Here is a 17,589-nt window from a genome sequence, read left to right as displayed (position 1 = left end):
CCGGCGGGCCCGGACGTCCTGCCGCCCGGTGTGCTCCGAGGACCATGCGGCAGGCGAGGCAGGTCGGGTAGGTCGGGGGATGGCAGGGGACGGGCCCGATGGCCGAGGTGTCAGTGATGCTGCGTACGATGTGTCCGTGCCGAATGACGAGGGACCGAGGATCGCTGAACACGCGGAGTGCTCCATCCTGCACATCGACATGGACGCCTTCTTCGTCTCGGTGGAACTCCTCGACCATCCCCACCTGCGCGGCGTGCCCGTCGTCGTCGGTTCCCCGTCGGGGCGCTCGGTCGTCCTGTCCGCTTCCTATGAAGCGCGCAAATTCGGGGTGCGCTCCGCCATGCCGATGGCCGTCGCGATGCGGCAGTGTCCCACGGCCGTCATCCTGCCGCCCCATCACGCGCGGTACTCGGAGGTATCGGGGCAGGTCATGCAGATCTTCCGTTCGGTGACCCCCGAGGTGGAGCAGCTGAGCGTGGACGAGGCCTTCCTCGACGTCTCCGGGTCCATCCGGCGGCTCGGCGGACCCCGCGCCATCGGCGAGCAGGTCCGGGCCGAGATCCGATCGTCCCTCGGCATCACCGCGAGCGTGGGAGCTGCGACCACGAAGTTCGTCGCGAAGATCGCTTCGACCCGGGTCAAGCCCGATGGCCTCCTGCTGATTCCGGGGGACCAGACGGTCGCCTATCTGCATACGCTGCCCGTATCCGCGCTCTGGGGTGTCGGCGCCAAGACGCAGGAAGTGCTCGCCCGGATCGGCATCCGGACCGTCGAGGATGTCGCCCATACTCCCCTGCCCACCCTCAAGAGGCTGCTCGGGGTGTCGGGCGAGCACGTCCACCACCTCGCCTGGGGAAGGGACCCGCGGCGGGTGGTCGTGTCGCGTCCGGAGAAGAGCATCGGCGCGGAGGAGACGTTCTCCCGCGACGTCGACGATTCGGATGTCCTGCGGCGGGAACTTCTGAGGCTCGCCCACCGCACGGCGACCCGGCTCCGGGCCTCCGGGTACCGCGCCGGGGGAGTCTCGCTGAAGCTCCGCTACGCGGACTTCTCCACGCTCACCCGGTCGAAGCGGCTCGACGAGCCGGTGGACAGCGCGAACGCCCTGTACGGTGCAGCAACAGCTCTCCTCGCAGCCCTGGGGGAGCGTCCCATGTCGGTCCGGCTGATCGGCCTGCGCGCCGAGTCCCTCGAGAGCGGAGGGGACGGCTCCACGCAGCTGACCATCGACCGGCGGGACGACAACTGGAGGATCGCCGAGCGCGCCCTGGACGACGTAAACCGGAAATTCGGGGACGCAGGGGTCGTCCCAGCGGGCCTCCTGTCTCCCCGTTCGGGGAGACGGCAAACGGGCGGGTCGGGCGAGCGCCCTGCGGGGAACCATGGACCCGATCCCGGGCCCGATGGGGCGAACCGCGCGGGAGTGCCATCGGCACCGGGAGCGCCGCCGGCACAGCGGGGGGACGATGGACGGAAACCGCGCCGTTGAGCCGATCCGAAGGCGAATAGCATTCGCCGGAACGGCCAATCAACCCCGCATTGTGACTTTGCACCTACCCCGTAGCAAACTAGTCTTTAACCCGGTAGCCCAACTGCCGTGGAGTACGCAAATCTCTTCTCCGGAGCCCGTGGTCAATGACCCTTCCGCCGGGAACCTGGTCCGCGTTCGAAACGTTGGTGGGGTGAAGGAACGTTGGTACCCATATCAAGGAGGCGGTCATGGCACTCTCGGAACACGAGCAGAGGTTGCTTGATCAGCTTGAACAGCAGTTGCATGCCGACGATCCGAAATTCGCGCACTCGATGGCCTCGGACACCCGGAAGTCGATGTCGACCCGGCGTCTCGTCATCGGATCGCTCATCACGATCGCCGGAATCCTCGTCCTTCTCGCAGGGATCGTCTACCAGAACATCTTCATCGGGGTGGTCGGCTTCCTGATCATGGGCGGCGGAGTGTATTTCGCGACCACGAAGTCCAGGCAGGTGGAGGCAGGGCAGCCGATGGGCAAGCCCTCGAAGGCGGCGTCCGGTGGCAAGACCGGATTCATGTCCAGCCTGGAGGACAAGTGGGACGAGCGGAAGCGCGACCAGACCTAGACCGGGGCGGCGTCCGCCGCCTGTACTCCTGCTGACGGCACGTGCTGCCGGAACGCCCAGAAAGAACCCGCCACGGCGGGTTCTTTCTTTTTTGCGCAGCTTCGACGCAACGTCACTGCAGCTTCGCCGCAGGTCCGGCGCAGGCTCACGGCAGCTCCGGGAGCCCTTCCACCGCGCCCTCCACTCTCCTCCCCGGAAACGCCCCCGGCCTGGCCCCCGCCGGTGCCGGAAAGGCCCCGGACCACGGGAGGAGCGACACGCGCCGCGCCGCGCCAGGCTGCGTTGACCGTGGAGAGTTGTGGAGTAAAGTGGGGAATATAAGAGCAAGGCAGCACCGGGCTGGGCTTGGCGGACTCAGAACAGGCGGTCAGGGATGTTCCTCGGAACTCACACCCCCCGCCTCGACGAGAAGGGCAGGCTCATCCTTCCTGCGAAGTTCCGGGAGGAACTGAGCGAGGGGCTGGTCCTCACAAGGGGTCAGGAACGGTGCATCTACGTGTTCAGCATGAGTGAGTTCGAAAGGGTTCACGAGCAGATGCGCGCGGCACCGATCTCGTCACGCCAGGCGAGGGACTACAACCGCATCTTCCTGTCAGGAGCCTCCGACGAGGTTCCCGACAAGCAGGGGAGGATCACCATCCCGCCGGCACTCAGGAGCTACGCGGGACTGGACCGGGACCTCGCGGTCATCGGCGCAGGAAGCCGCGCAGAGATCTGGGCGGCGGAGGCATGGGAATCCTATCTCGACGAGAAGGAGGCCGCCTTCTCCGACACGGATGAGGATGCCTTCCCGGGCATCATCTGACTCGGTACCACCAGTACGACCAGCACGACGAGCAGGACCAGCAGGGCACGGACGCAGCAACGACGACGCGGATGGGCAACGTCCCTTGGATGAGATCTCCAGCCGCCGGTGGTCGAACTCCTGGCTTCACTTCCCCGAAGCCAGGCGACGACCTTCCGGCCGGATGGGGATCTGATCTAAGAAGGCGGAGCTTCCTCCCGACAGCCTGCACACACCGAGACGATGTATGACGAGCTGTATGACGAGCTGCAGGGGAGAGAGTGCGCATGGGGGATGACCGGCCGACGGGTGAGCGCCACATTCCCGTCCTCCGCGACCGCTGCGTATCCCTCATCGCTCCAGCCGTCGCCTCCGCGGAATCCGCCGGACGCCGGGCCGTGGTGGTCGATGCCACCCTCGGAATGGGCGGGCACTCCGAGAGCATGCTCGAGCGGTTCCCCCAGGCCCACCTCGTTGGCATCGACCGTGACACCGAGGCCCTCGGACTCGCCGGCGAGCGGCTCGCCCCCTTCTCCGACCGCACGGACCTGGTGCACGCCGTGTACGACGAGCTGCCCGACGTCCTGGCCGACCTCGGCATCGACGGAGTCGACGGCGTCCTGTTCGACCTCGGTGTCTCGTCCCTGCAGCTGGACGAGCGGGACCGCGGGTTCGCCTACTCCTACGACGCGCCGCTCGACATGCGCATGGACACGAGCCGGGGGATCACCGCGGCCGAGGTCGTCAACACCTACGCTGCGGAGGACCTCCTCCGCATCATCCGGACCTGGGGCGAGGAGAAGTTCGCCGGGCGGATCGCGACGGCGATCGTGCAGGCCCGGCAGATCGAACCCTTCCGGACCACCGCGCAGCTGGTGGACGTCATCCGCGGGGTCGTGCCCGCAGCTGCAGCACGCACCGGGGGACACCCCGCGAAGCGCACCTTCCAGGCCCTGCGCATCGAGGTCAACGAGGAGCTGACCGTTCTCGAGCGCGCTGTGCCCGCTGCCATCGACTCGATCGTGACCGGCGGCCGTGTCGTCGCGATGTCCTACCACTCCCTCGAGGACCGCATCGTCAAGAGCGCCTTCTTCGCAGGGACGAAGTCCTCCGCACCCGTCGGTTTCCCGGTGGAGCTCGAGGAACACAAGGCCTATCTCCGCTCCCTGACGCGTGGCACCGAAGCGCCGACGGCGGCGGAGATCGAGGAGAATCCCAGGGCGGCATCGGCCAAGCTGCGGGCAGTTGAACGAATCAAAGCAGGACCCGTCGACAGGAACACCAGATGAGCCAGGCACTGACCGTTGAGAAGCGACACAGCGCTGCGGCCTTCTCGGGACACGGCGCTCTCGCCGTCGCGCCCGAGCGGCTCGCGGGACGCTACGCAGGAACGTCCCCGAAGCCCCGGACCCCGCTGTCGGTCGTGCCCGCGCGGCCGACCCGTCGCAAGGTGCCCTTCGCGGTCTTCAGCCTGCTCGTGCTGGCTGCCGCGCTGGCCGCAGTCCTCATGCTCAATATCTCCGTCTCGGGCACCCAGTACGAACTGGTGCAGCTCCGGAACCAGCAGGTCGCCCTGAGCCAGCAGAACGAGGCCCTGGTCCTCGAGATCGAGGGCAAGGAGGCGCCGCAGAACCTGGCGGCCGCCGCCACGAAACTCGGCATGGTCTCCTCCCCGACCTTCGGGACCATCGAGCTGGATTCGAAGAAGGTGACGGGCACCCCGGAACCCGCGACGGACAGTCCCAAGCCCGAAGTGCTGATCGCCGCTCCGAAGCTCGTCACCGAGCAGCCGGCCCCGGTAGCCGTCGAGGCACCGGTCGAAACGCCCGAGGAGGCTGCGCCCGCAGGCGTGGAGAGCGACGCCGGGCTGTCCGGTGCGGACCCCGGGACCGCGGACCTGGATGTCGCAGCGGACAGCTCGGCCTCGGGGACGATCCCGGGCCCCGAGCAGCTCGGCTCGGACCAGTAGCAGGCATACCCGCCGCTCTCCGCCCTGCACGTACTGATCGACAAGGATTCCTCCGTGACCCCTGCACGCACCGGCAGCCCTGACAGCCTGCGCCTGGCCCTCGGCTCGACCCGGCTCCGTGTGGGGCTGGCCTTCGTCCTCGTGCTGCTCCTGGTCCTCGGGGTGCGCCTGTTCCAGCTGCAGGCGCTCGACCTCAACGGGATGGCGCAGGCGGGCCTGTCCAAACGGCTCACCACCACGGCCGTGCAGCCGATCCGCGGGTCCATCGTCGACATGAACGGCAAGTACTTCGCCCGGAGCGTCGAGCGCTACGACATCGTCGTGGACCAGCGCCTGAGCGCCGTCGAGGAATTCGACCGCAGCGTCCCCGATGCGGACGAGCGCGAGACGGACATCCCGATCGACCAGGGCTTCGCCGAACTCTCGGCCGTCCTCGGCATCGACGCCGAGACCCTCAAGGGCTCCATCATGGGGGACAAGAGCTTTAACTACGTCGCGAAGTCGGTGACCCCCGAGGTCAAGGACCGCGCCCTGGCCGTCGGCATCCCCGGTGTCTACGCCGACAAGACCAGTGTGCGCACCTACCCGGCGGGCCCGGTCGCAGGGTCCGTCATCGGGTACGTGGGCGCGGACGGCGCGCCCCGGTCCGGGCTCGAGGTCTCCCTCGACGACCAGCTCACGGGAGAGGCCGGCAGCCGCACCTTCGAGATCGGCGGCGACGGCATCCGCATCCCCTACGCGACCAACGAGGACGTGCCGGCCGTCGACGGCGAGAGCGTGCGCCTCACGATCGACCAGGACCTCCAGTGGTTCGCGCAGCAGACCATCGCCTCCCAGGTGAAGGACTACAACGCCGAATGGGGCAACATCGTCGTCGTCGAGACGGAGACCGGCGCCATCCGCGCGATGGCCGAGTCGACGACGCTCGACCCGAACGATCCCGAGGCGACACCGGCCGACAAGCGCAGCCCGAACTCCGTCAGCGCCTCCTTCGAGCCCGGCTCGACGACCAAGGTCATCACCATGGCGGCAGCCCTCGAGCAGGGACTCATCGAGCCGACGTCGAAGTTCGTCCTCGACAACCGCTACACGGTGGGCGACCAGACGTTCAAGGACGCGTGGGAGCACGGGACCGAGAAGCGGACGGCCGCTGGCATCCTGGCGAAGTCGATGAACACCGGAACCGTGCAGATCGGCCAGAAGCTGACCAAGCAGGAGCGCTACGACTGGCTCAAGAAGTTCGGCATCGGCGAGCCGCTCGGCACGGGACTCGGCGAGGAGAACCAGGGCCTGCTCACCACCCCGGACAGCTGGGACGACCGCCAGCAGTACACGGTCCTCTTCGGGCAGGGGCTCACGCAGACCGCCCTGCACACCGCGATGGTGTACCAGACGATCGCGAACGACGGCGTGCGCCTGCAGCCCCGCCTGATCGACGCCTACATCGACCCGGACGGCACCGAGCACAAGGTGCCCGAGGCGGAGGGCACGCGGGTCGTGTCCGAGGAGACCGCGGCCGAGACGCGGAAGATGCTCGAGACGGTCACCGAGGAGGGCTCCGGCAAGTCCGGCGAGCTCGACCAGTACCGGGTCGGGTCGAAGACCGGCACGGCCGAGGCCCCCGGCGCCACCGGCGGCTACGACGGCTACACTCTGTCCTATGCCGGGATCGCGCCGATCGAGGATCCCAAGTACGTCGTGGTGGTCACGCTCCAGCGTCCCCAGGGTGACCTGTACTACCTGATCCCCGGTCTGTCCTTCCAGAAGGTCATGAAGCAGGTCCTCAACTCGAACAACGTTCCGGCCTCGACGACGAAGCCGGACATCTACCCGGTCGAATACTGACCCGGAGGCCACAGCACCGTGCAACTGAACACTTCGCAGGGGGCCCCCGCCTCCCTGATGCGGCCGCGCGCCCCGCACCCGGTCGAGCTCTCGGCGGCCCTCGCCGCCGCCGGCGTCGGTCCGGCGGCGCAGGACGGGCTTCCCACCGTCACCGGCATCACCCTCGACTCGCGGTCGGTCCTCCCCGGCGATGTCTATGCGGCCCTGCCCGGCGCGGCCCGGCACGGCGCCGAGTTCGCGGTGCAGGCCGTCCGGGCAGGCGCACTCGCGATCCTGACGGACGAGTCGGGCGCCCGCATCGTGGCCGAGGCGGCCCGTGGCGGCGGCGTCGACCTGCGGATGCCGCCGGTCGTCGTCGTCCCCGATCCCCGGCATGCGGTGGGACCGCTCGCCCGGGAGATCTTCTCCGGTCGCCAGGACGACCGGGCAGGTGCTCCTCCGGCCCTGTTCGGCATCACCGGAACGAACGGGAAGACCACCTCCACCTACTTCCTCAATGCACTCCTCGAAGCGCTCGGCAGGTCCACCGGACTCATCGGCACCATCGAGATCCGCGCCGGCGCCGACGCCATTCCCAGCGCCCTCACCACGCCGGAGTCGCCGCAGGTGCACTCCCTCCTCGCGCTGATGCGGGAGCGGGGCCTCGACGCGGCCTCCATGGAGGTCTCCTCGCACGCACTGGAGTTCGGTCGCGTCGACGGCGTGCGCTTCGACGTCGCCGGCTTCACCAACCTCACGCAGGACCACCTCGACCTGCACGGGACCATGGAGGACTACTTCGCCGTCAAGGCCACACTCTTCACGGCAGAGCGCTGCCGCCGGGCCGTGGTGCTGGTCGACGACGTCTGGGGCCGCAGGCTCGCCGACGCGGCCGATGTGCCCGTCCTGACAGTGCGGACCGGCGAGGACGGGGGAGACCCAGCAGCGGACTGGACGGTGACAGGCGTCGGACCGAGCGGCCTCGGCCACGCGTTCGTCCTGGCGGGGCGCACGGGGGAACACCTCCGCGTCCGTACCGGCCTGCCCGGGACGTTCAACATCTCCAATGCAGCCCTCGCGACGATCATGGTCCTCGCGTCGGGGGTCGCTGTGGAGGATATCCAGCGCGCGCTGGATGCGCACGATCCCTTCACCACCGAAGTGCCCGGACGCATGCAGCTCATCGGCGAGAACCCCGCCGCGATCGTCGATTTCGCGCACAACCCCGACGCCCTCGAGCGGACCCTCGCCTCGGTCCGCCGGCCGGGCGGCCGGGTCATCTCCGTGTTCGGGGCCACCGGCCAGCGTGACGAGACGAAGCGCCCCATCATGGGTGCCGTGGGAGCGCGGCTCTCGGACATCCTGATCGTGACGGATGACGACCCGCACGACGAGGACGACGCCGTCATCCGGGCCGCCGTCCGGTCGGGTGCGGATGCGGCCGTCCGGGAGGAGGGACTCGACTGCGAGGTGCTCGAGGTCTTCCCGCGCGCCGATGCCATCGACCGTGCCGTCGCCCTCGCAACGCCCTCGGACACCATCATCATCGCCGGGCGCGGCCACGAGGTGTGGCAGGAAGTGAAGGGCGTGAACCTGTCCCTCGACGACCGCGTCGAATTGCGGTCCGCGTTGACAAGGCACGGATTCTCTGTGCTTTCCGCCTCCGGGATAGAGTCCTGAACCGTCATGATTGAATTCAGCGCAGCCGAGATCGCGGCACTCACGGGCGGTGTCCTGGTGGGAGCCGGAACCACCTCCATCACCGTCACCTCCGCAGCCACCGACTCCCGCGAGTGCGTGCCCGGGTCCCTGTTCGTCGCCAAGCCCGGCGAGGAGTCCGACGGGCACCTCTTCCTGGGAGCCGCCTTCGAACGCGGGGCCGTCCTGGCGCTGGCCGAGCGCGAGGTCTCCCGTCCCGACGGGACGCCGTTCGCCGCCGTCGTCGTGCCCGATGCCGTCCTCGCGATGGGCGAGCTGGCCGCCGAGACGGTCCGCCGGCTCCGCGGGAACGGAGAGGTGACCGTCATCGGCATCACCGGCTCGGCAGGGAAGACCACCACCAAGGACCTCCTTGCCGGCATCCTGGCGGCGGAGGGGCCGACGGTCGCGCCGCGCGGCTCCTACAACGGCGAGGTCGGGGTTCCGCTGACCGTCTTCGAAGCAGGGTGGGACACGCGGTACCTCGTCATCGAGATGGGTGCCACCAAGCCGGGACACATCGCGTACCTCGCATCGCTCGTCCAGCCCGACGTCGGCGTCGTGCTCGGCGTCGGATCGGCGCATGCGGGCGAGTTCGGCGGGGTCGAGAACATCGCCCGGGCCAAGGGTGAACTCTTCGAGGCCCTCGCACCGTCCGGCACGGCCGTCATCAACGCGGACGACGAGCGCGTCCTCGCGATGCAGGGGCGTACCCGTGCGCGGACAGCGTTCTTCACGTCCTCGGAGGACTTCGCGGCGGACGCGGACGTGGTCCGGGCGCGCAACAGCACCACGAACGCCGACGGCAACCCCTCCTTCCTGCTGGTCTTTCCCGACGGCAGCGAGCACGACGTCGTCTCGCCGCTCCTCGGCCTGCACCACACGACCAACCTGCTCGCGGCGGCGACCGTCGCCTACGAGCTCGGCTGCGCCCCGGAGCGCATCGCGTCGAGCCTCCGGGAGCAGGCCGCGGCGAGCCGCTGGCGCATGGAGCGCACCGATCGCGCCGACGGCGTGACCGTGATCAACGACGCCTACAACGCCAATCCCGAGTCGATGCGCGCAGCGCTCCGGACGCTCGCCGAACTCGGCCGCGGACGCCGCAGGACCTGGGCGGTGCTCGGCGAGATGCTCGAGCTCGGGGACCGCTCCATCGAGGAGCACGACCTCCTGGGCCGCGTGGTGGTGCGCCTGAACATCTCGAAGCTCATCTGCGTGGGACCCAACACCCGGGCGCTGTTCAACGGCGCCGTGCTCGAGGGTTCCTGGGGGAGCGAGGCCGTCCACGTCGACGACGTCGAGGCCGCCGAGCGGCTGCTCGCCGCCGAGCTGGAGCCGGGTGACATCGTCCTGCTCAAGTCCTCGAACGGCGCAGGACTGCGCTTCCTCGGGGATCGTGTGGCCCGGGCCCTCCCCGCCCCGCCGGCGCCGGCCGGCAGCCAGGGTGGCGCCCCGGACGGCCCGCCAGGGAACACCCCGGACGAGGATCCCGCCGCCAAGAACGCACACGTCGAAGCCGGCAGTGGACCTGACGCTTCCGGAAAGGCCCAGCAGCCGTGATCGCACTCCTCATAGCCTCGGCCTCGGCACTCTTCTTCGCCCTCGTCGGCACGCCCCTCTTCATCCGGTTCCTCGTGACCAAGGGGTACGGCCAGTTCATCCGCGACGACGGTCCGACGGCCCACCACACCAAGCGCGGCACTCCCACGATGGGTGGGGCGGTGATCGTCGGATCGGTGCTGCTGGCCTACTTCCTGACGCACCTGCTCATGATGGCGACAGGCTCGACGGTGGGAGGTCCCAGCGCATCGGGAGTGCTGCTGCTGTTCCTGACCGCCGGCATGGGGCTGGTGGGCTTCGCCGACGACTTCATCAAGATCTCCAAGCAGCGCAGCCTCGGCCTGAGCGCACCGGCCAAGATCATCGGGCAGACCGCCGTCGGTGTGACCTTCGGTGTCCTGGCCCTGAAGTTCCCCGACGACGCCGGGCGCACCCCGGCATCGACCGCTATCTCGTTCATCCGTGACACGCCGATCGACCTGGCATTCGCCGGAACCCTGGTCGGGGCGATCCTCTTCGTCGTGTGGTCCAACCTGATCATCACGGGGGCGAGCAACGGCGTGAACCTCACCGACGGTCTGGACGGGCTGGCAGCCGGCGCGTCGGTCCTCGTCTTCGGCGCCTACCTGCTGATCGGTATCTGGCAGAGCAACCAGAACTGCGGTTCGCCCGGCGCGGGAAGCGTCTGCTACGAGGTGCGCGACCCGCTGGACCTCGCGCTGATCGCGGGCGCCATGTGCGGAGCACTCATCGGCTTCCTCTGGTGGAACACCTCACCCGCGAAGATCTTCATGGGTGACACCGGCTCGCTGGCCATCGGCGGCGCGATCGCCGGGTTCGCGATCCTGTCCCGCACCGAGCTCCTCCTGGTGATCCTGGCCGGACTGTTCGTGATGATCACGCTGTCCGTGATCATCCAGGTGGGCTACTTCAAACTGTCGGGCGGCAAGCGCGTCTTCAAGATGGCACCCCTGCAGCACCACTTCGAACTCAAGGGCTGGCAGGAGGTCACGGTGGTCGTCCGGTTCTGGATCCTCGCCGGGCTCTTCGTGGCCAGCGCACTCGGAATCTTCTATGCGGAATGGGTCGTCGGATGAGTGAAGCGGACGGCACCGCCGGTGCCCCTCCCTGGGAGACGCCGCGCGTCAGGGACCTGACCACCTGGGATTCCGGCTGGGCGGGCCTGCGGGTCGTCGTCGCCGGCATCGGAGCGTCCGGCTTCTCCGCAGCTGACACGCTGATCGAGCTCGGCGCCGTCGTCGTCGTGGTGGACGGCGGTGCGACCGAGGAGAACGAGGCGAAGGCCGACACCCTGCGCATCGTGGGAGCGCACGCCGTGCTGCTCGGCCCGGACCATGCCGACTCGCTGCCGCTCGTCGACGGCGAGCAGGCCGACCTCGTCGTGACCTCCCCCGGCTGGCGGCCCACCCAGCCGCTCCTCGCCGAGGCAGCAGCCGCCGGCGTGCCGATCTGGGGCGACGTCGAGCTCGCATGGCGCGTGCGCATCCGCGAGGGCCGCCCCACCGCCGAATGGCTGACCATCACGGGGACCAACGGGAAGACGACCACCGTCGGCCTGACGGAATCCATGCTCCTCGCCGCCGGGAAGCGCGCGGTCGCGGCAGGCAATGTCGGCACACCGATCCTCGACGTCATCCGCGACCCTCAGGGCTACGAGTTCCTCGCCGTCGAACTGTCCAGCTTCCAGCTGCACTGGGCCCACTCCATCTCGCCGCTCGCGAGCGTCTGCCTCAACATCGCCGAGGACCACGTGGACTGGCACGGCAGCTACGAGGCCTACCTCGCCGCGAAGGCCTCGGTCTACGAGCGGACGAAGATCGCCTGCATCTACAACGTCGAGCAGCGCGAGACGGAGGAGATGGTCGAGGAGGCCGACGTCGTCGAGGGCTGCCGGGCCGTCGGCTTCACGACCGGCATGCCGTCCATCAGCATGATGGGCGTCGTCGAGGACCTGCTCGTGGACCGCGCCTTCATCGAACAGCGCAAGGATTCGGCCGCCGAGCTCGCCTCCATCAGCGAGCTCGGGGAGGTCGTCCCGCGGCACCTGGTGGCCAACGCCCTGGCGGCCGCGGCCCTCGTCCGCGCCGCTGGCATACCGGCGTCGGCTGTGCGCGACGGCATCCGGGCCTTCCAGCCCGGGGACCACAGGATCCAGGTCGTCGCGAACGAGGGGGGAGTGCTCTGGATCAACGATTCGAAGGCCACCAATCCCCATGCGGCCTCGGCGTCGCTGGCGTCGTTCTCCTCCGTGGTCTGGATCGCCGGCGGGCTGTCCAAGGGAGTCTCCTACGACGACCTCGTGAAGACCCATGCACGGCGCCTCCGAGCCGTCGTGCTCCTCGGCGAGGACCCGGAACCGCTCCTGGGCGCCCTCTCCCGACACGCAGCCGATGTTCCGGTCTCCCTCCACCCCAGCCTTCACACTGGACAGGGGAGCGGCGGCGGATCGTCCGATCCGGTGACCAGCGATTCCCTGATGCAGTGGGCCGTTGCCGAAGCCGGGCGTCTCGCCCGGGACGGCGACACGGTCCTGATGGCTCCGGCCGCTGCCTCTATGGACCAGTTCTCCTCCTATGCGCATCGGGGAGCCGCCTTCATGGCGGCCGTCGGGGCACGTGGCGGACAGGGGACAACCGCGAAGGAGTCGTAATGGTGGCCACCCCAACCAGGCCCGGAGGACGCAAGCCCTCCGTCCGGCCGGTCCGGATCAAGGAAGCGGGCAGGACCGCCAGCCCCGGCAACGCCATCCCGGCGGGCAGCACGACCGCCGGGAGTGCCGCCGCCAGGGCGAGGACCATCAAGCCCGGCGGGCCGGCGGCGGCGGAGCACCCCACCGACTCCGAGCGGGCAGGCAGGGGCGTCCGCGCGCTGGTGAAGCGCGGCTGGACCTTCCTCGAAGGCTCCGACCGGGCCCCTTCCGGGTCGAGCTACTACCTGATTCTCGGCTCGGCCCTCGCGCTGACCGCCATCGGGCTGATGATGGTCCTCTCGGCCTCGTCCGTCGAGGCCATCTCCGAGGGCAAGCACACCTTCGACCTCTTCCTCAAGCAGGCCATCTGGGCCGGGGCAGGCCTCGTCCTGATGCTCGTGCTGTCCAGGCTCGGGCCCCGCGCCTACAAGGCACTCGCCTGGCCCAGCCTCGGCATCGCCATCGCGCTGCTGGTCCTGGTGCTCCTGATCGGTGTGGAGATCAACGGCAACAAGAACTGGATCCGCATCGGCTCCCAGACCTTCCAGCCGTCCGAGCCGACGAAGCTCGCACTGGCACTCTGGTTCGCCGCGGTGCTCGAGCGGAAGAAGGGGCTCATCCGGGACTGGAAACACGCCATGATCCCGGCGCTGCCCCTCGGCGGCCTGCCGATCGGCCTCGTCCTCATCGGCGGGGACCTCGGAACCGGACTCGTCCTCATGATGATCGCAGGAGCGGCGCTGTTCTTCGCGGGTGCGCCGCTCAAGCTGTTCTCCCTCGCCGGAGCCGTCGCGCTGGCGGGGTCCCTCCTGATGGTGGCGACGAGCTCCAACCGCGGTGGGCGCATCAGCGCGTGGCTGGGCCTGAACTGTGACGACGGCGCCGACCTCTGCCTGCAGTCGAACAACGGCCTGTTCGCCATGGCCTCCGGCGGCTGGTTCGGCGTGGGGATCGGACAGAGCCGGCAGAAGTGGAACTGGATCCCGGAAGCGCACAACGACTTCATCTTCGCGATCATCGGCGAGGAGTTCGGGCTGATCGGCACCCTCGTGGTCGTGCTCCTGTTCGGCATCCTCGCCGTGGCCACCATCCGGGTGGCACTGCGCTACACCGATCCCTTCGTGCGGATCCTCATGGGGTCCGTCCTCGTCTGGATCATCGGCCAGGCCTTCGTCAACATCGGCATGGTCACGGGCCTGCTGCCCGTCATCGGTGTACCGCTGCCCTTCATCTCCTACGGCGGCTCCGCGCTGACGTTCACGCTTGCCGCCGTCGGCGTCCTGCTCTCCTTCGCGCGGAAGACACCGCACGCGCCCGCCCCGGCAGGCGCCCCTGCCACCACCTCCGGAAGAAGCCACGTCCTTTCATGACCTCCCCCTCTGAACGCACGGTTGAACGCACGGTTGAACGGACGGTTGAACGGACGGTTGAACGGACGGTGTCCGTCGTCCTCGCGGGTGGCGGGACAGCCGGGCACGTCAGCCCCCTGCTCGCCATCGCCGGAGCGATCATCGAGCAGCGTCCCGGAACACGCATCACGGCCGTCGGAACCGAAGCAGGCATGGAGACGCGTCTGGTCCCTGCCGCCGGGTTCGAGCTGCGGACGATCGACCGCGTGCCTCTGCCGCGGCGGCCGTCGACCGACCTCGTCAAGCTCCCGGTCCGCCTCGTGCGCGCCGTCCGGCAGGCGCGCACCATCCTGTCCGACGCGGCGGCCGACGTCGTCGTCGGCGTGGGCGGGTACGTCTCCACCCCGGTCTACCTCGCGGCCTGGACGCGACGCGTGCCCGTCGTGATCCACGAGGCGAACGCGCGTCCCGGCATCGCAAATCGAGTGGGTGCCCGGATCGCGGCACGCGTCGCCGTCGCGTTCGAGGGGACGGGACTCGCCGATGCGGTCCTGGTCGGCATGCCGATGCGCAGGAGCATCGCGGATCTCGACCGCGCGGCAGCCCGGGCCGAAGCCCGTGCCTCCCTCGGACTCGAGCCGGACCGTCCGACCCTGATCGTGACCGGCGGATCCTCGGGCGCGGCGAGCCTGAACCGGTCCCTTGCCGCGGCGGTCCCCGAACTGACCGCCGCCGGGGTGCAGGTCCTCCACATCACCGGGCGCGGCAAGCAGGTACCCGGCGACGACGGCGCCCCGCTGGCGGCGCCCGGCTACCATCAGGTCGAGTTCGTCGACGGGATGGAGCGGGTCTACGCAGCAGCAGACCTGCTCGTCGCCCGTGCCGGTGCCGCGACCGTGAGCGAGATCAGCGCGGTGGGCCTGCCCGCCGTGCTCGTCCCCCTGCCGCACGGCAACGGGGAGCAGCGGCTGAACGCTGCCGGACTCGTGGAGTCCGGCGGGGCCATCCTGGTCGACGATGCTGCGTTCACCCCCCGGTGGATCCGGGAGAACGTGCTGACACTCGTCACCGACCCCGTGCGGCTCGACGGGATGTCGGCGGCCTCGTATGCGCAGGGCGTCCGTGACGCGGACCGGCGGATGGCCGATCTGGTCCTCGCCGCGGCGGGAACCGGACGATGAGCGCCGGACACGAGGCGGCAGGGCCGGTGGTTCCGGCCCTCCTGAACATGGCAACGACGACGGCCCGGAGATCGGGCGGAACGGAAGGCAGCGGTATCGCAACGAGCAGCACCGCGCCGGCACGCGAGGCCGGACTGCAGGAACCCGTGCACTTCATCGGACTCGGCGGCGCAGGGATGTCGGCTGTCGCGCGGGTCCTGCTCGGCCAGGGCCTGCGGGTGTCAGGGTCGGACGCCGCCGAGTCCCGGGGCCTCCGCGCGCTGGCGGCGCTCGGCGCGGACGTGACCGTGGGCCACTCCGCCGATGCCGTCCCCGAGGCAGGGACGGTCGTCGTGTCCTCGGCCATCCGCGACACGAACCCGGAACTCGCCGAGGCCCGCCGCCGGGGGCTCCCCGTCCTGCACCGCTCCCAGGCACTCGCAGCCGCCATGACCGGGCGGCAGGCCATCGCCGTCGCGGGCACGCACGGGAAGACGACGACGACGGCCATGATCACCGTGCTGCTCCGCAGCGCCGGGCTCCGCCCGTCCTTCGCCATCGGCGGGGACGTCGCCGCCCTCGGCGTCAACGCCGAGTGGACCGGAGGGGACGTGTTCGTGGCCGAGGCCGACGAGTCGGACGGGTCCTTCCTGAACTACACGCCGGGTATCGCCGTCGTCACCAACGTCGAAGCGGACCACCTCGACCACTACGGCACCGCCGACGCCGTCCACTCGGCCTTCCGGGACTTCGCACAGCGCCTTCCCGAGGACGGGCTCCTCGTCGCCTGCGCCGACGACGCCGGGGCTGCGGCACTCGCCGCAGGCGTCCCCGCGGAACGCCGCGTCCGGACCTACGGCTACGCCGCAACGGCGGACATTCGAATCAGCGGGACCAGGGCTGCCGGCAGCACCACCGCCAGCCTGCTCTCCTTCCTCGTCGACGGCCTCGATGCCCAGCAGGAACTCCAGCTTCGCGTCCCGGGCCGCCACAACATCCTCAATGCCGCCGCGGCGTTCGCCGTCGCGCTGGAACTCGGCGTCGATCCGGCCGTCGCAGCAGCTGGGCTGTCCTCCTTCTCCGGCGCGGCGCGCCGCTTCGAGGCGAGGGGAGAGGGCGACGGCGTCCGGGTCTTCGACGACTACGCGCACCACCCGACGGAAGTACAGGCGGCGCTGACCGCGGCCAGGACGGTGGCGGGGGAGCACCGGGTGCACGTCCTCTTCCAGCCGCACCTCTTCTCGCGTACCCGGGAATTCGCCGCCGGCTTCGCCGACGCGCTGGCCCTGGCCGACACCGCGACCGTGCTCCCGGTCTATGCGGCGCGCGAGGACCCCGTCGACGACGTCGGAGGCTGGACGATCACGCAGCTCATGCCCGGAGCAGGCGCCGCATACAGTGAGGACCCTGCCGAGGCCCTGCGCACGGTGACGGGCCACGCACGGTCCGGCGACATCATCCTCACCATCGGCGCGGGGGACGTCACGCAGTACGGGAACCAGCTCGTCGGCCTGCTGAAGGAGCGCGCCACCGCACCCGGACCATCGGTGGCTGGGGCGTGACGCCGAGGAAGCCTCCCGTCACGCGTGCCGCGGACCGGGGGAGCGGGAAGGTCTCGCTGCTCGACCGGGCGGACGGCCCGCTGCCGCGGGGCAAGATCCTCGATTTCCCGGCTCCACGGCGGACGCACCGGGTGCGCAACGTGGTCCTCGCGATCACCGCGGTGCTGCTGTGCCTGGGCGGCGTCGTCGCGTACGTGGTCTTCTCGCCTGCGCTCGCGCTGCGGACCGTCGTGGTGGAGGGCAACTCGCTGGTTCCCACGGCCGAGGTCGACACGGCGCTCGCTCCGCTGATGGGGACGTCGCTGACGCGGATCTCGCCGGACCAGGTGCGCGACCTGCTGGCGGACAAGGCGCCCATCGAGGACGTCGAGATCGCGGCCGAGCCGCCGTCGACGCTCGTGGTCACGATCCAGGAGCGCGTGCCGGTCGCGGTGCTGCAGAGCAGTCGCGGGTTCGTGCTCATCGACTCCGAGGGGCGCCAGCTGTCGAGTGTCGCCCGACGCGAGGAGGTCAAGCTGCCACTGATCGACGGCGGGACCAACGCGGTCAACTCCGAAGTCTTCTCCTCGATCACCGCGGTCCTGGCCGAGCTGCCCGTCCCCGTCCTGTCCCGGCTCAAGAGCGCATCGGCCGGGAGCGTCGACTCGATCCAGCTGTCGCTGTCCGGGGACCAGAGGATCTTCTGGGGGAGCGCCGAGCGCAGCGCCGAGAAGGCGAAGGTACTCGAGGCGCTGCTGGCGATGCGCGCCACGGACCCGCCGGTGAAGGAGTTCGACGTGAGCACTCCCGACCGTCCCGTGACGCGGTGAGGTCGGAACGTGGTCATCGGAAGGCGGGCGGAAGTCTAACCTTAAGGAGGCGCACAGCGAGCGACAT

14 protein-coding genes are annotated in these 17,589 nt (G+C 69.7%); all 14 read left to right on the top strand.

Annotation, left to right across the window (positions count from 1 at the left end; translation table 11 throughout):
* Positions 1 to 130: 130 nt before the first annotated feature.
* The 14 genes from dinB to P5G52_RS14375 all read left to right on the top strand — a co-directional run bounded on the left by dinB (position 131) and on the right by P5G52_RS14375 (position 17,522).
* A complete protein-coding gene (dinB, locus tag P5G52_RS14440; RefSeq protein WP_435868683.1) occupies positions 131 to 1,489 on the top strand; it encodes a DNA polymerase IV in 1,359 nt (452 codons plus the stop codon).
* Between the two features lie 230 nt (positions 1,490 to 1,719).
* Complete coding sequence (locus P5G52_RS14435) at positions 1,720 to 2,097, top strand: DUF3040 domain-containing protein (RefSeq protein WP_087073715.1); 378 nt, start codon at positions 1,720 to 1,722, stop codon at positions 2,095 to 2,097.
* A gap of 373 nt (positions 2,098 to 2,470) precedes the next feature.
* Complete coding sequence (gene mraZ, locus P5G52_RS14430) at positions 2,471 to 2,902, top strand: division/cell wall cluster transcriptional repressor MraZ (RefSeq protein WP_301228487.1); 432 nt, start codon at positions 2,471 to 2,473, stop codon at positions 2,900 to 2,902.
* A 266-nt stretch (positions 2,903 to 3,168) separates the two neighbouring features.
* Positions 3,169 to 4,170, top strand: a complete 1,002-nt coding sequence (gene rsmH / locus P5G52_RS14425) for a 16S rRNA (cytosine(1402)-N(4))-methyltransferase RsmH (protein ID WP_301228485.1) — start codon at positions 3,169 to 3,171, stop codon at positions 4,168 to 4,170.
* Positions 4,167 to 4,850, top strand: a complete 684-nt coding sequence (gene ftsL, locus P5G52_RS14420; protein ID WP_301228483.1) for a cell division protein FtsL — start codon at positions 4,167 to 4,169, stop codon at positions 4,848 to 4,850. The genes rsmH and ftsL overlap by 4 nt, the downstream gene beginning before the upstream one ends.
* A 54-nt stretch (positions 4,851 to 4,904) precedes the next feature.
* Positions 4,905 to 6,695 carry a peptidoglycan D,D-transpeptidase FtsI family protein gene (locus P5G52_RS14415; protein ID WP_301228481.1) on the top strand — a complete coding sequence of 597 codons (1,791 nt, stop codon included), beginning with the start codon at positions 4,905 to 4,907 and terminating at the stop codon, positions 6,693 to 6,695.
* Positions 6,696 to 6,752: 57 nt separating this feature from the next.
* On the top strand, positions 6,753 to 8,354 hold the full coding sequence (locus tag P5G52_RS14410) for a UDP-N-acetylmuramoyl-L-alanyl-D-glutamate--2,6-diaminopimelate ligase (protein ID WP_301228832.1): 1,602 nt from the start codon (positions 6,753 to 6,755) through the stop codon (positions 8,352 to 8,354).
* 6 nt (positions 8,355 to 8,360) lie between these two features.
* A complete protein-coding gene (locus P5G52_RS14405; RefSeq protein WP_301228479.1) occupies positions 8,361 to 9,932 on the top strand; it encodes a UDP-N-acetylmuramoyl-tripeptide--D-alanyl-D-alanine ligase in 1,572 nt (523 codons plus the stop codon).
* Complete coding sequence (gene mraY, locus P5G52_RS14400) at positions 9,929 to 11,029, top strand: phospho-N-acetylmuramoyl-pentapeptide-transferase (RefSeq protein ID WP_301228477.1); 1,101 nt, start codon at positions 9,929 to 9,931, stop codon at positions 11,027 to 11,029. Before P5G52_RS14405 ends, mraY begins: the two co-directional genes overlap by 4 nt.
* A complete protein-coding gene (gene murD / locus P5G52_RS14395; RefSeq protein WP_301228476.1) occupies positions 11,026 to 12,603 on the top strand; it encodes a UDP-N-acetylmuramoyl-L-alanine--D-glutamate ligase in 1,578 nt (525 codons plus the stop codon). Before mraY ends, murD begins: the two co-directional genes overlap by 4 nt.
* The gene (gene ftsW / locus P5G52_RS14390; protein WP_301228475.1) at positions 12,603 to 14,012 is read left to right on the top strand and encodes a putative lipid II flippase FtsW; all 1,410 of its coding nucleotides are present in this window, start codon (positions 12,603 to 12,605) and stop codon (positions 14,010 to 14,012) included. The genes murD and ftsW overlap by 1 nt, the downstream gene beginning before the upstream one ends.
* Entirely contained in the window at positions 14,009 to 15,172 is a 1,164-nt protein-coding gene (murG, locus tag P5G52_RS14385) for an undecaprenyldiphospho-muramoylpentapeptide beta-N-acetylglucosaminyltransferase (protein WP_301228473.1), read from the top strand. Before ftsW ends, murG begins: the two co-directional genes overlap by 4 nt.
* Positions 15,169 to 16,713: a UDP-N-acetylmuramate--L-alanine ligase gene (gene murC, locus P5G52_RS14380; RefSeq protein ID WP_301228471.1), complete on the top strand. Its 1,545-nt coding sequence runs from the start codon at positions 15,169 to 15,171 to the stop codon at positions 16,711 to 16,713. Before murG ends, murC begins: the two co-directional genes overlap by 4 nt.
* Positions 16,710 to 17,522, top strand: a complete 813-nt coding sequence (locus P5G52_RS14375) for a cell division protein FtsQ/DivIB (protein WP_301228469.1) — start codon at positions 16,710 to 16,712, stop codon at positions 17,520 to 17,522. Before murC ends, P5G52_RS14375 begins: the two co-directional genes overlap by 4 nt.
* Positions 17,523 to 17,589 lie beyond the last annotated feature (67 nt).

Source organism: Arthrobacter burdickii, assembly GCF_030433645.1.
GTDB classification, from domain to species: domain Bacteria; phylum Actinomycetota; class Actinomycetes; order Actinomycetales; family Micrococcaceae; genus Arthrobacter_D; species Arthrobacter_D burdickii.
This window is presented reverse-complemented; position numbering and strand designations above follow the sequence as displayed.